The organism is Epilithonimonas sp. (assembly GCF_032054305.1).
GTDB lineage: Bacteria > Bacteroidota > Bacteroidia > Flavobacteriales > Weeksellaceae > Epilithonimonas.
In genome coordinates this window covers 289,946-304,227 of record NZ_DAMBSX010000003.1, presented here as the reverse complement: position 1 = coordinate 304,227, position 14,282 = coordinate 289,946, and the positions used below count along the sequence as shown (strand labels likewise).

Here is a 14,282-nt window from a genome sequence, read left to right as displayed (position 1 = left end):
ATGAAAAAGATAACATTAATAATATTCATCGTTGCAACGTACACCTGTGCACAATCACAGGATATGAAAGGTATGGATATGACTAAAAAAGAACAGGTTCAACAGGCAACTTATACTTGCTCGATGCATCCCGAAATTCACGCCACAAAACCAGGCAACTGCCCAAAGTGTGGTATGAAATTGATAAAAGAAAAGGCTAAAACGGTAAAGCAGTCATCAAACAAAAAAAATGATGAAATGCAGATGCCTCCAAAAGAGCAGCCGAAAAAGGTGGACAAAATGAACAATATGTCTATGCAAAAAGAAAAGCCTCAAACCGTAAAAAGAATTGTAAACACAAAACCTCCAAAAACAGTTCGATACGAATTATATGTAACAGATACACTAGTAAACTACGCAGGGAAAGAAAAGAGAGCTATTGCCGTAAATGGTCAAATACCTATGCCTGCACTCACTTTTACAGAAGGCGATACAGCCGAAATTGTCGTACATAATCAATTAAAAGAAAGTACATCATTGCATTGGCATGGCGTTTTTTTACCCAATAAAGAGGATGGTGTGCCTTGGCTTACACAAAAACCAATTAAGGCGGGCGATACTTATACCTATCGTTTTCCGATTATCCAACATGGCACGCACTGGTATCACTCACATTCTGGTTTGCAGGAGCAGATTGGTATGTATGGTAGTTTTGTGATGAAAAAGCGTGAGGATGATAAAACTTTTAGAGAAGGAATAGATGATTTGCCTACTGTACCCATCATTTTAAGCGAGTGGACAAACCTCAATCCCAATAACATTAATCGGATGTTACATAATGCCAATGATTGGGCGGCTATTAAAAAAAATGCTACACAATCATACGCAGAAGCTATCAAAGAAGGTCATTTCAAAACAAAAGTAACCAACGAATGGAAACGTATGTTGGCAATGGACGTAAGCGATGTATATTATGACAAAATTTTAATCAACGGAAATCATACTACCGATTTAAAAAATGTTGATGGCAAAACGCTAAAAGCAGGAGATAAAGTAAGATTACGAGTGTCAAATGGTGGTGCATCCTCTTATTTTTGGTTGCGATATGCAGGAGGTAAAATTACCGTAGTTGCAAATGACGGCAATGATGTAGAACCTGTGGAAGTAGATAGATTAATCATTGCAGTATCAGAAACATATGATGTAGTTGTTACGATTCCTGAAGATGGAGTTTCTTATGAGTTTTTAGCTACTACTGAAGACAGAACACAATCGGCAAGCTATTTCGTAGGTAATGGCATCAAACAACTCATTTCACCACTTCCTAAATTGAAATATTTTGAGGGAATGAAAATGATGAACGATATGATGAAGATGAACGGAGATTTGGACGATATGGGAATGAAAATGAGCTTGAACCAAATGGATATGAACGTAGTAATGTATCCTGAAATCACAGGAGATAGTAAGCAGAAAGAAGACCATAGCCAACACAATATGAATATGAATATGGAAAATGATCCCAACCGTTACAATGCAAATGCTTTGGGAGAAATTAAAACCCTTAATTATGCAATGTTACAATCTCCTTCCAATACGGAACTTCCTAAAGATGCTCCAGTAAAAGAATTGAAATTTACCCTTACAGGAAATATGAACCGTTATGTGTGGAGTATGGATAATAAAATACTTTCAGAAGTTGATAAAATACCTGTAAAAAAAGGAGAAATTCTACGAATTACCATTCATAATAACTCAATGATGCGACACCCGATGCACTTGCACGGCTTTGATTTTAGAGTTATTAATGGCAAAGGTGAAAAATCTCCACTTAAAAATGTTTTAGATATAATGCCGATGGAAACTGACACTATTGAGTTTTTAGCAAACGAAGAAGGAGATTGGTTTTTCCACTGTCATATCCTTTATCATATGATGTCAGGAATGAACAGGGTATTTGCGGTTGATGATTATCAAAATCCAAATTTGCCTGACAAGAAACAAGCATATAATATGTTGCAAAGAGAAAGCAATATGCCTCATTTTATGGCACAAAATGATTTTGCAACTAACGGAAATGATGGTGACGCAATGCTTCAAAATGCAAGATGGAGTTTAGGTACAGAATGGCGTTTAGGTTATAATGATATGCACGGCTATGAGATAGAAACTCATTTAGGAAGATATATTGGTAAAATGCAATGGTTTATGCCATTCATCGGTTTCGACTGGAGGTATCGTAAAATGGGTATGGATGAACACGAAACCAATTTATTTGGTCAGAAAAATGAAAAAGATACACGTAGAGCCATTAGTTTAGGTTTTATGTACACTTTGCCAATGTTAGTGAACTTTCAGGCAGAAGTCTATCACGATGGTATAGTACGTCTTTCCTTAATGCGTGAAGATATCCCCATTACAAAAAGGTTGAGAGCAGGTTTTATGGTCAACACCGATATGGAATATATGACAGAACTAAAATATATTATCAATAAAAATGTGGGCATTCGTACACATTATGATAGTGATATGGGATGGGGAGTAGGCTTATCTCTTAATTACTAAAATAAATTCAACAACCTGCTCGTGGTGTTGAAATAGTTATTAAGATTCATCTTGAATCTTTGTAATATAATACAGATATGTACGCATATCTGTATTATATTTATGAGCAATATTTTATGTAGGAATACAGCCTCTTTTCCGTTCTGGAGCAAATTATAAAACAGGAAATAATGTATGTTTTTTAAAATTGGTATCATAAAAATACTAATCATAATATTCAACAACTGATAAAAGAAGGAGTTGGTATTAGAGGTATCAGCAGATTACTTGATGTCAGCAAAACAACTGTACTTAGAAAGATTTTAAAGATTGCTTCTAAAGTTGTTAAGCCACCAATTCCTAAGAATATTACAATCGAAATTGATGAGTTAAAAACATATACTCAAAGTAAAACCAATGAACGGTGGGTAGTTGCAGCTTATTGCAGGGAAACAAAGAAAGTAATTGATTATAAGCTTGGGAGAAGAACAACCAAGACACTGCAATGTATTATAAATACTTTACTTTATGCAAATCCAAAAAAGATATACAGTGATCGCTTGAATATCTATCCTAAATTAATTCCAAAGCATCTCCACAGTACAAAACGAAGAGAAACCAATCATATTGAGCGTAAATTTCTTGATTTACGAACTCATATAAAACGATTGGGAAGGAAGAGTATCAATAAAGCTCAAAGAGATAAATATACAGATGCTATATTGAAAATCTATTTTTGGGGAATTTCTCTTAATGAAAATAAGGAATCTAAGAGTTTGTCTTATTTGAATTAGGTAGCATTATTGATTTAGTTAAGGTGGCAATATAGTCTAATGTAAAAACTTATAATTTTATATTAGAGTATATTATTGACCTGTTTTTTTTAATCAGCCATTTTCCTAATTCAAACTTCTATATTCATTCGGAGTAACGCCAGTTCTTTGCTTAAAAAGCCTAATGAAATGTTGTGGATACTTGAATCCTAACTCATAAGCAATTTGGCTGATGGATTTATCAACGTGAAAAATTCTTTCTTTTGCGACATCAATAATCTTATTTTGGATAAACTCTTGTGCTGTTTTTCCCGTTTCTTTCTTTATCAAATCTCCAAAATAATTGGCTGAAAAATGCAGTTCATCAGCACAGTAAGCAACAGATGGAAGTCCAATCGAATTAGGCTTTTCAGAAGAAAAATAACCATTGAGTAGTTCTTCAAATTTTTCTAATGTTCCTTTATTGACGTTTTCCCGCGTAATAAACTGGCGGTCGTAGAAACGTTCACAATGACTGAGAAAAAGTTCGATGTTGGAGGTAATAACTTTCTTGCTGTGTTTATCCACAGGTCGATTAAGTTCAAATAGAATATTAGCGAACATTTCCAAACCATTTGCTGTTCTTTTTTTGAAAGATGAAGTGCTTCATTGGTTTGATAGTCAAAAAAACCGTAATCTGAAATACTTTTAGCGAGAGGAGTTCCTTTAATCAAGTCTGGATGGAAAACCAATCCGTGACCTAATGGTTGGTAGATATCGACTTTATTTTCTACATCAACAACCTGTCCCGGAGAAACAAATACCAATGTTCCTTCTTGGTAATCATATGTTGCTCTGCCATATTTTAAATCACCACATTTTACATCTTTTAAAAAAATGCAGTACAAATTAAAATACATTTTAGACCCTGTTCTTTTATGCGCTTTTGAAAAGTCTATCACACTTACCAAAGGATGAAGTGTCTCGTGATTATTGAATTTATTATAATCATCGACGGTCTCAAAATAGATGGACTGATTCATAACGGTATCATTTTGTAATGCAAATCTAAATATAAAAACGACCTCTTTTTTATCTTCTGTCCCGAAACAGTAATATTGGTAATAAGTTCCGTAATCTATCTACCATTATACATATTAATAGGTTGGAAATTTGCAATAACAAGTTGATAAACAATTTTACTTCTTTTTGAAGCAATAATAATTTAAATAAAAAAAATGAAAAAAGTAATATTAAACAACGGTGTAGAAATGCCAGTTTTAGGATTTGGAGTATTTCAAGTGGCAGATTTGGCAGAATGTGAAAAAGCTGTTGTTGAAGCAATTGAAACAGGCTACCGATTGATTGACACAGCAGCATCTTATGGAAATGAGGAAGCAGTAGGAAACGCAATTAAAAGAAGCGGTGTTGCCAGAGAAGAACTTTTTATAACGACAAAGCTTTGGGTTCAGGATGCAGGATATGAAAATACTTTAAAGGCTTTCGAAAAATCGCTGAAAAAACTTCAATTAGAATATTTGGATTTATACCTTATTCATCAGCCTTACGGAGATATATTCGGTTCTTGGAAAGCGATGCAGGAATTATATAATGCAGGAAAAATAAGAGCAATAGGCGTTTCAAATTTCCACCCCGACAGGATTGCAGATTTGATTGCTAACAGTGGATTTACTCCGGCAGTCAATCAAGTGGAAACTCATCCATTTCATCAACAAACAGAAACTCAAAAATTCTTGACTGAAAATAATGTTCAGATAGAATCTTGGGGACCTTTTGCAGAGGGAAAGAATGATATTTTTAATAATGAGGTTTTAAAATCAATAGCAGAAAAATATAACAAATCGGTAGCTCAGGTCATTTTAAATTGGTTGACTAGCAGAAATGTCATTGTTATTCCAAAGTCTGTAAGAAAAGAAAGAATGGCCGAAAATTTCGACATTTTCAATTTTGAGCTTTCTTCTGAGGATATGAATGCTATTGCAACTTTGGATACTGCTTCAAGTCTATTCTTTGACCACAGAGACCCGAATATGGTTAAATGGCTTAGCGAAAGAAAATTAGATTTATAATTCTATTAATCAATAAAAACGAATAAAATGAACAGAAGAGATATTTTGAAAACCGCAGGTCTTGTAGCAGTGGGAAGTGCATTAATGCCTTTTGACTCTTTGTTAAAGGGAGCAGTTCCAACAAATGATAAATTAACTGAAAACGATAATCAGACAGGTCTTTTAAGTGGTCGCAGAAAATTAGGGAAATCTCTGGAAGTTTCTTCTGTTGGATTAGGCGTTCAGAATATGAGCAGAACGTATCAGACAACCATACCGAACCGAAAACAGATGCACAGTATCATTCAGAAAGCATTTGATAATGGAGTGACTTTATTTGATACGGCAGAAGCTTATGGACCTTTTGAGTGCGAAAAGATTTTAGGAGAAGCAACATCCTCTTTTAGAGATAAAATTGTTATTGAAACAAAATTCGGCTGGAACATCGATCAGCAGACTGGAGCTCGTTTACCGGGATTAAACAGTAAACCGGACCATATCAAATTGGTGGTCGAAGGAATGTTGAAACGTCTTAAAACCGACAGAATTGATTTGTTGTTTCAGCATCGTGTTGACCCTGAAGTTCCAATTGAAGATGTAGTGGGAACAATACAGGATTTAATAAAACAAGGAAAAGTTCTGCATTACGGACTTTCAGAACCAGGCGTTGAAACCGTCAGACGCGCACACAAAATTCATCCTGTAACAGCGATTCAAAATGAATATTCGTTGTTGTGGAGAGGACCGGAACAAAAGATATTACCACTTTGTGAAGAACTGGGTATCGGTTTTGTGGCTTGGAGTCCGCTTGGAGTAGGTTTCACAACAGGAGCCATCGATGCTAATACAAAATTTGCCCAAGGTGATATTCGAGGTGGTGAAACTCGCTTTTCGCCAGAAAATATTACTAAAAACCTGGCAATGGTAGAAGTTCTTAAAAACTGGGCTGAAAAGAAAAATGCTACACCTGGACAGATTTCTTTAGCGTGGCTACTTCATCAAAAACCTTGGGTTGTACCCATTCCGGGAACGACACAGATGGAACATATGCTGGAAAATGCAGGAGCGGATAATGTCAAATTTTCAAGCATTGAATTTCAGCAATTTAGTAAAGAATTAGATGCTATTAAAATAGCGGGAGACAGACTTCCTCCATTTGTACAGCAGTTTTCTGATGTGGAAGCGCCTTTAAAAACAAAATAAAATTTAGCAAAAAGTAAAAAAATGAAAAAAAGAATATTAGGAAATAATGGATTAGAAGTTTCCGCATTGGGATTAGGATGTATGGGCTTAAGTTTTGGTTATGGAAAAGTGACTGAAAAAGAAGAAGCCATTCGATTGATAAGAACCGCATTTGAAAATGGTGTAACTTTTTTTGATACCGCTGAATGTTACGGACCGTTTACTAATGAGGAATTAGTAGGTGAAGCATTGAAACCATTCAGAAAAGATGTTGTGATTGCAACGAAATTCGGGTTTGAGGATGGGGATTCTACAAAAGGTCTGGACAGTAGCCCTGCAAGAATCAGAAAAGTAGTTGAAGATTCTTTGAGAAGATTGCAGACCGATTATATCGATTTATTTTACCAGCATAGAGTTGACCCCAATGTTCCGATTGAAGATGTTGCAGGAACGGTAAAAGATTTAATTAAAGAAGGAAAAGTAAATCATTTCGGACTTTCAGAAGCTAGTATAGAAACGATTCGAAGAGCCCACGCAGTACAATCGGTAACCGCTTTACAAAGTGAATATTCTTTATTTTACCGAGAACCTGAAAAAGAAATCATTCCAACATTGGAAGAATTTGGAATCGGGTTTGTACCATTCAGTCCATTAGGCAAAGGTTTTTTAACGGGAGCGATTAATGAAGAAACAAAATTTGAAGACTCAGATTTTAGAAATATCGTCCCTCGATTTTCAGAAGAAAACAGAAAGGCAAATCAGGCTTTAGTAGATTTGGTAAAATCAATCGCAACAGAGAAAGAAGCTACGCCTGCTCAGATTGCTTTGGCTTGGCTTTTGGCTCAAGAACCTTTCATAGCACCGATTCCTGGAACTACAAAACTAAATCGTTTAAACGAAAATATTGGTGGAGCTGATTTGAAACTGACTTCTCAGGATTTATCTGAAATCGAAAAGGCTCTTTCTGCAATTAAAGTTGTTGGAGAACGATATCCACAGCATTTAAAAGAGAGAGTAGGGAAGTAGAATCCCGATATATTATCTCTAAACAAAATTTTATTATTAAATACCATCACTATGAAAAATCTAATTCTTAGCCTTTTTTTAATTCTTGCAAATATGAATCTATTATCTGCACAAAGTTCAAATAATCCTACAGAACAAGAAATTATCAATCTATCCAAACAAAAATGGCAGTGGATGGCTGACAAAAAATCAGAGGAACTCGCTGATTTATTTGATGCTCAGTCTATGTTTGTTCATATGGGTGGCGCTTGGGGAAAAGAGCAGGAATTAAATATCATTAAAAGTGGAGGTATTTGGTACAAAAAAGCAGACATCCACGATGTTTCTGTAAAATTGATAGGAAACACGGCAATTGTTTTAAACAGAATTACATTACTGGCGGTAGTCGGCGGAAATGAAGTTACGAATCCTTTTATGGTAACAGAAGTTTACATCAAAGAGAATGAAGAATGGAAATTGGGTTCATTGTCTTTTACCAAATTAATGACATCCGAAAAATAAAAATATGAAAGATAGAATTTTATTATTTCTCAGCACGATAAATATTCAAGCTCAAAAAACTCAAAGGCAACCTTTAATGATTGCTGAACAGGGAAGTTTTGCCGTGGGTGGAACAGTAATTACCAATCCCGGAACATTTAATCCTTCCAAACCTACTTGAAGGACAAACCTATCGTGGCGACCACGCCTATCTTTTCTACCAAATTCCTGTAAAACCCCGTAAATATCCTTTGGTAATGTGGCACGGCATCGGGCAGTTTTCTAAAACCTGGGAAACAACACCTGATGGAAGAGAAGGATATCAAAATATTTTCTTGCGAAGAAATTTCCCTGTTTACATCATCGACCAGCCAAGACGCGGAAATGCAGGAAGGAGTACAGTTTCTTCAAAAATTGACCCAGTTCCCGATGAGCAGCAGTGGTTCAATGTTTTTCGTGTAGGATTGTGGCCGAAATATTACGACAATGTACAGTTTGCACGTGATTCGGCTACACTTAATCAATATTTCCGTTCTATGACTCCTAATCTTGGGACGATTGATATTAATGTGACAACAGATGCTGCTTCTGCTTTATTTAGTAAAATAGGTCCTGCAATTTTGGTTACTCACTCACATTCTGGCGGAATGGGTTGGATAACTGCTATCAAAAATCAGAATGTTAAAGGCATAGTATCGTATGAACCGGGAAGCGGATTTTTATTTCCTGAAGGAGAAGCACCAAAACCAATTGCAAGTTCTGCTGGAGCTTTAGAAGCTTCAACTGTGCCAATGCAAGATTTTATGAAGTTGACTAAAATCCCAATTGTGATTTATTACGGAGATAATATCCCAGAAAAACCGTCTGAAAATTCAGGTGCAGATGGTTGGAGAGCCCGTTTGGAAATGGCGAGATTATGGCGGGATGTTGTTAATAAATATGGTGGGGATGTAACTGTTGTCCATCTTCCAGAAGTTGGTCTCAAAGGAAATACACATTTTCCATTTTCAGATTTGAATAATATAGAAGTAGCTGATTTGATGTCAAAGTGGCTGAAAGATAAAGGTTTGGATAAGTAATTTTGGTTGCATTATCCGTAATCTGTCTACCGATTTTAATATGCTCTTTTCTGAACTTTGTAATAATAAAATAAGAGATATGAAAAAGTTGAAAAATTATAGTGTATGGTTTTGTGCAGTACTTTTCCTATTGTCATCTTGTTCTAAAGCTCAGGAATCGATGTCCGAAAAAAAGGAAATATCTAAAGACAAAAATGTATTGATTGTTTATCTATCGAGAACAAAAAATACAAAAACAGTTGCAGAAATCATTCATCAAAATGTTGGTGGAACTTTAGTAGAACTGGAATTACAAAATCCTTATCCTGAAAATTATAAGTCAATCGTTGATCAGGTTGCCAAAGAAAATGAAGCCAATTTTTTGCCTCCGCTTAAAACAAAGATTGAGGATATAGAAAAATATGATGTTATCTTTTTAGGATTTCCCACTTGGGGAATGCAATTGCCTCCACCTATAAAAAGTTTTTTAAGCCAGAATGATTTTAAAGGAAAAACAATTATTCCATTTAATACCAATGCAGGTTACGGAATAGGAAGCAGTTTTGAAACGGTGAAAAAATTAGCTCCAAATAGTAAAGTATTAGAAGGATTTACCATCAGAGGAGGAATAGAACGTGACGGAATTTTATTCGTAATGGAAGGAAAAAAGAAAGTAGAAGCAGAAAAAAAAGTGAAAGAATGGATGACTAAAATCGGAATGTCGAAAATAAAGCCATTGAATTAATCTTTAAAAGTAAAGTAATGAAACAATTGAAATATTTTGGTTTTATAGCATTATTAATAACTGCTTCACTGTTTACAAATACCATATACGCACAAAAAATGAAAACCTCCAATCAACAGTTAAGCGAAAAAGATAAAAATATCATCACCATTTCCTCATTTACAGCGCAAGGTAAATTACCAGAATTAAAAAGTAGCTTAAATTCCGGACTTGAGTCAGGTCTAACCATTAATGAAATAAAAGAAATTTTGGTTCACACTTATGCTTATTGTGGTTTTCCAAGAAGCATCAGAGGGTTACAAACTTTTATGGAAGTTCTTGATGAAAGAAAGGCAAAAGGCATTAATGATGTCGTTGGAAAAGAAGCTTCAACAATAGAAGATAACAAAAGTAAGTATGAACGAGGAAAGGAAATTCTTGGTGAACTTACCCAAACAAAACAACCAGACAAACTTTCGGGTTATTCAGCATTTGCACCAGCAATAGATATATTTCTAAAGGAACATCTGTTCGCCGATATTTTTGAGAGAGATGTTTTGACTTATGCTCAAAGAGAATTGGTGACGATTTCTGTAATCAGCGCCATCGGTGATGCAGAACCAATGTTGCAATCTCATTTAGGTATTTCTTTAAAGGTTGGATGGAAGCCAGAGCAATTGACTGAATTTGTTTCTGTTGTAAGCTCTACAATTAATAAGGAAAAATCAAGTGCAGTTAAAACAGTTTTAAATGAGGTTTTAAAAAATAATCCCAAATAAACTGCAAAAAATTGAAAAATGAAAAAGATAATAATGTCAGTAACAGCATTAATCATACTTGCGGTCAGCTCAGGTATTAATGCCCAAACAAAAAAAACAAAAATGGAAAAAATTCAGGAATTAGAAAAAGACTGGCTGGATAATCCACGTTGGAATGGCGTGAAAAGACCTTACACAGCCGAAGATGTACTGAAACTTCGAGGTTCTTACCAATTAGATTATACGATTGCTACCGAAATGTCAAAGAAATTCTGGACAAAACTCAATTCTCAGGATTTTGTTGCCGGATTAGGAGCTTTAACTGGAAATCAAGCGGTTCAGGAAGTTGATGCGGGACTGGAAGCAATTTATCTTTCAGGTTGGCAAGTTGCAGCAGATGCTAATTTGTCTGGTGAAATGTATCCCGATCAATCTTTGTACCCAGCGAATTCAGTACCTTCTGTTGTGAAGAAAATTAATAATGCATTATTAAGGGCAGATCAAATTCAATCCGTAAACGGAGGTGGAGAAAAAGAATATTTAGTTCCAATAATCGCCGATGCAGAAGCAGGTTTTGGCGGAAATTTAAATGCTTATGAATTAATGAAGCAAATGATTGAGGCGGGAGCGGCAGCAGTACATTTTGAAGATCAGTTATCTTCTGCGAAAAAATGTGGGCATTTGGGTGGAAAAGTTTTGGTTCCGACTCAAGAAGCGGTTAATAAGCTAATATCGGCTCGTTTAGCAGCAGATGTTTTGGGAGTACCGACTGTAATTATTGCTAGAACAGATGCAGATGCGGCAGATTTGTTGACTTCAGTTATTGATGACAGGGATAAAAAGTTTGTGACAGGGAAAAGAACTTCCGAAGGTTTCTATGTTGTGAAAAATGGTGTAGAGCAGGGAATTGACAGAGGTTTATCTTATGCTCCTTATGCCGATTTGATCTGGATGGAAACGTCAAATCCGGATCTGGAGATGGCAAGAAAATTTGCAGAAGGAATTCGTACAAAATTTCCAGATAAAATGTTGGCTTATAACTGTTCACCTTCTTTTAATTGGGCTGCAAAATTAAGTGTCGATGAAATGCTGAATTTCCGAGAAGAATTGGGAAAAATGGGTTACAAATTCCAGTTTATTACATTGGCTGGTTTTCATGCTTTGAATACTGCGATGTTTGAATTAGCTTTGGCATATAAAGAAAAAGGAATGGCAGGTTATTCTGAATTGCAGGAACGCGAATTTGCTTTGCAGAAGCAGGGTTTCAGAGCGGTAAAACATCAGTCTTTTGTTGGGACAGGATATTTTGATGAAATTCAAAATATTGTAACCAATGGTTCGGCAGCAACAGTGGCGATGAGAGATTCGACAGAAACAGCACAGTTTCATTAAAAATTTAATATTGGCAAATTTCATTGTATTTTTGCGTTTAACTATTCTTACAAAAAATCCATTATAATTAAATTTAATTGTTGCAATCTTCCTGTTTTGAGGAAGGTTTTTGTTTTGAATGTTCTATTGAGTAAATATTGAGAAATCTCAATTATAAAGATTGATTTTTTATAGTTAAATAGGTTTTATTCTCTCAAAATTACAACAAGATTAAAGATAAGATATTTCCTTTTATCAATTGAAGCTTTTAAAGCAAATAGGTGGGATTAGGGAGTTTTAGTACATAATATACGAATTTTGGTATATTTTTAAGGCTGCCTGTGGCTTTACATTTGTAGTACACTCTTGAAAATTATTGTTTTTATCTCAAAAAACAATGTGAATAATTAATCAAAAATCTGAATTATGGGTTTCATAGACAAAATCAAATTGACTGCCGAATTGGCAAAGGCGAATTTCAGTGAAGGTATTGATGATGGTTACGACCATTCCACTACATCTGCCGGCAAAAAAGGGTTACGCTCTGGGCGTGTATCTGAGTTAACGGCGATGGCAGACCTTAAACCGGGAGGTGCAGAAAACCTCAGGACCATAATGGAAATTGCAGGCGGAAACCTGAAAGGGGCAACCAAAGTAGGAACACTGCACGACCTGCGTATCGTTTTATTTGATAACGATACCAAGATTCTTTTCTGCACGGCTTATGATGGCGACTGGGATGCTTATATTGATGATTTCGCCACAAAAATTCCGCAGCTGATGGACATCATTTTCGGTAATGTGGAAGGCTGGCCGGGCATAAAAGACCCGAGTGTAAAACAGTTCATTCTAGACCATCAGATTACCGCGACCGGCTGGTATGTTGGTGTTCCGCATCTTACTGTAAATGATGTGAGGAGAAATGATAAAATCATTACCGGACTTAATAGGGCGATTGACGAAGCAAATAAAATCTAAGTATGGCATTGGAATTTTTAAAGCGGATATTCAATCCCAATAAAGTAGAAATTGAGCTGAACGAAATACAGGCCTTAATTCTCAGAAGCCGCCCTATTCCGTATTTCGGAACGGTGGCAATCATTGAAATCAAAGATGCTGTGGCAGCCAGACAAATGCTCCAAAAACTCTTGCCGATTGTGAGTTCTGCGGAAGACTGGCATAAGAATGAAGGGGCATCGGTTACGTTGACGTTCACTTATAAAGGTCTGGAAAAAATCGGCGTGCCTAAAGAGTCGCTTGAGACTTTCCCCGAATCCTTCAAGGAAGGAATGGCAGACCGCTCCCGTTTTCTATATGACATTGGTGTCAATGACCCCAAAAACTGGGAAAGGGTTTTTAAAAGGTCGCATATTCACATCGCTGCGGCGATTATCGCCAACAATGAAGAGGCGTGGAAAAGCAAGCTGGAGGAATTTCGGTCTAAATTGGCTGATAATAGAGGCATAGAAGTAATCTTGAGTCACAATTTCAGCGTATCTGAAGAGGTTAAAAATGTGTTCGGATTCAGAGACGGTATTAGCAACCCGGAAATTGAAGGCAGTGGGATAGAAGTTCCGCCTGGATTTGACCGCCCGCTTAAAGCAGGCGAATTTATACTGGGCTATCCTGGAGAAGCCGGCACCATAAAGCCGTTTCCACAGCCTGAAGTTTTAGGGAAGAACGGTTCTTTTATGGTTTTCAGAAAGTACCAGAGCCAAGTGGCGGAATTTAATCAGTTCGTTAAGGAAAATTCTTCTTCGCCGGAAGAAGGCGAACTTTTGGCCGCTAAAATGGTGGGTCGCTGGCGAAGTGGTGCACCTTTGGTTTTAGCTCCCGAAAAAGACGATGAAAAGCTGGGCGATGATTTGCAGAAGAACAATGACTTTTCTTTCAAAGATGATGAATACGGTAAAAAATGCCCGTTCAGTTCGCATATCCGTAGGATGAACCCGAGAGATTCCAAATCTTTTGTTTTGGAGGATGAACGTTTGCACAGGATTATCAGAAGAAGTGTAACTTTTGGCGATATTGTTCCACCGGATATAACCAAAAATGACGGTAAGGAACGCGGCCAGTACTTTATTGGCATTAGTGCCAATGCAATGGGAACACTGGAATTTCTTCAAAAACAATGGGCGAACGATGGTAATGCCCAAAATCTGGGAACAGAAAAAGACCCTGTAATCGGTGTTCAGGACAAAGACGCATTGTTTTCTGCACCGGCAGACCCTTTCATCAAAAGATACCGTGGTTTGCAGACCTACAACATCGTGAAAGGCGGCGAATATTGTTTTATCCCAAGCATTTCCGCATTAAAATGGATTAGCGAACTCCCCTAA

At 36.3% G+C, this 14,282-nt stretch carries 12 protein-coding genes and 2 pseudogenes; 13 read left to right on the top strand and 1 reads right to left on the bottom strand.

Annotated features, from left to right (window positions below; all coding sequences use genetic code 11):
- A complete protein-coding gene (locus RTX21_RS08190) occupies positions 1-2,544 on the top strand; it encodes a multicopper oxidase domain-containing protein (protein WP_157450500.1) in 2,544 nt (847 codons plus the stop codon).
- 203 nt (positions 2,545-2,747) lie between these two features.
- Positions 2,748-3,317, top strand: a pseudogene (locus RTX21_RS18020) (IS1 family transposase); the annotation flags it as partial.
- Between the two features lie 105 nt (positions 3,318-3,422).
- Here the strand turns inward: RTX21_RS18020 and RTX21_RS18015 are convergent.
- A pseudogene (locus RTX21_RS18015) lies at positions 3,423-4,318 on the bottom strand (helix-turn-helix domain-containing protein).
- Positions 4,319-4,513: 195 nt separating this feature from the next.
- On the opposite strand from RTX21_RS18015, the gene RTX21_RS08175 reads away from it, so the two are divergent.
- From RTX21_RS08175 to RTX21_RS08125, 11 genes are all read left to right on the top strand, one after another.
- Positions 4,514-5,365 (top strand): aldo/keto reductase, encoded by an 852-nt coding sequence (locus RTX21_RS08175; RefSeq protein WP_034972728.1) that lies wholly within the window; start codon positions 4,514-4,516, stop codon positions 5,363-5,365.
- A gap of 27 nt (positions 5,366-5,392) precedes the next feature.
- Complete coding sequence (locus RTX21_RS08170) at positions 5,393-6,547, top strand: aldo/keto reductase (RefSeq protein ID WP_312766769.1); 1,155 nt, start codon at positions 5,393-5,395, stop codon at positions 6,545-6,547.
- Positions 6,548-6,568: 21 nt separating this feature from the next.
- The gene (locus RTX21_RS08165) at positions 6,569-7,552 is read left to right on the top strand and encodes an aldo/keto reductase (RefSeq protein ID WP_034972724.1); all 984 of its coding nucleotides are present in this window, start codon (positions 6,569-6,571) and stop codon (positions 7,550-7,552) included.
- 51 nt (positions 7,553-7,603) lie between these two features.
- Positions 7,604-8,053: a nuclear transport factor 2 family protein gene (locus RTX21_RS08160; protein ID WP_034972722.1), complete on the top strand. Its 450-nt coding sequence runs from the start codon at positions 7,604-7,606 to the stop codon at positions 8,051-8,053.
- Positions 8,054-8,057: 4 nt separating this feature from the next.
- Positions 8,058-8,213, top strand: a complete 156-nt coding sequence (locus RTX21_RS08155) for a hypothetical protein (protein WP_245750488.1) — start codon at positions 8,058-8,060, stop codon at positions 8,211-8,213.
- Positions 8,214-8,289: 76 nt separating this feature from the next.
- Positions 8,290-9,111, top strand: coding sequence for an alpha/beta fold hydrolase (locus RTX21_RS08150; protein WP_312766767.1), 822 nt, complete (start codon positions 8,290-8,292; stop codon positions 9,109-9,111).
- A gap of 79 nt (positions 9,112-9,190) precedes the next feature.
- Positions 9,191-9,835 carry a flavodoxin gene (locus tag RTX21_RS08145; protein WP_034972721.1) on the top strand — a complete coding sequence of 215 codons (645 nt, stop codon included), beginning with the start codon at positions 9,191-9,193 and terminating at the stop codon, positions 9,833-9,835.
- A gap of 17 nt (positions 9,836-9,852) precedes the next feature.
- On the top strand, positions 9,853-10,593 hold the full coding sequence (locus tag RTX21_RS08140; protein WP_034972719.1) for a carboxymuconolactone decarboxylase family protein: 741 nt from the start codon (positions 9,853-9,855) through the stop codon (positions 10,591-10,593).
- 102 nt (positions 10,594-10,695) lie between these two features.
- Positions 10,696-11,964, top strand: coding sequence for an isocitrate lyase (aceA, locus tag RTX21_RS08135; RefSeq protein WP_034974114.1), 1,269 nt, complete (start codon positions 10,696-10,698; stop codon positions 11,962-11,964).
- A 405-nt stretch (positions 11,965-12,369) separates the two neighbouring features.
- Positions 12,370-12,921 carry a hypothetical protein gene (locus RTX21_RS08130; RefSeq protein ID WP_028122560.1) on the top strand — a complete coding sequence of 184 codons (552 nt, stop codon included), beginning with the start codon at positions 12,370-12,372 and terminating at the stop codon, positions 12,919-12,921.
- A gap of 2 nt (positions 12,922-12,923) precedes the next feature.
- Positions 12,924-14,282 (top strand): Dyp-type peroxidase, encoded by a 1,359-nt coding sequence (locus tag RTX21_RS08125; protein ID WP_034972716.1) that lies wholly within the window; start codon positions 12,924-12,926, stop codon positions 14,280-14,282.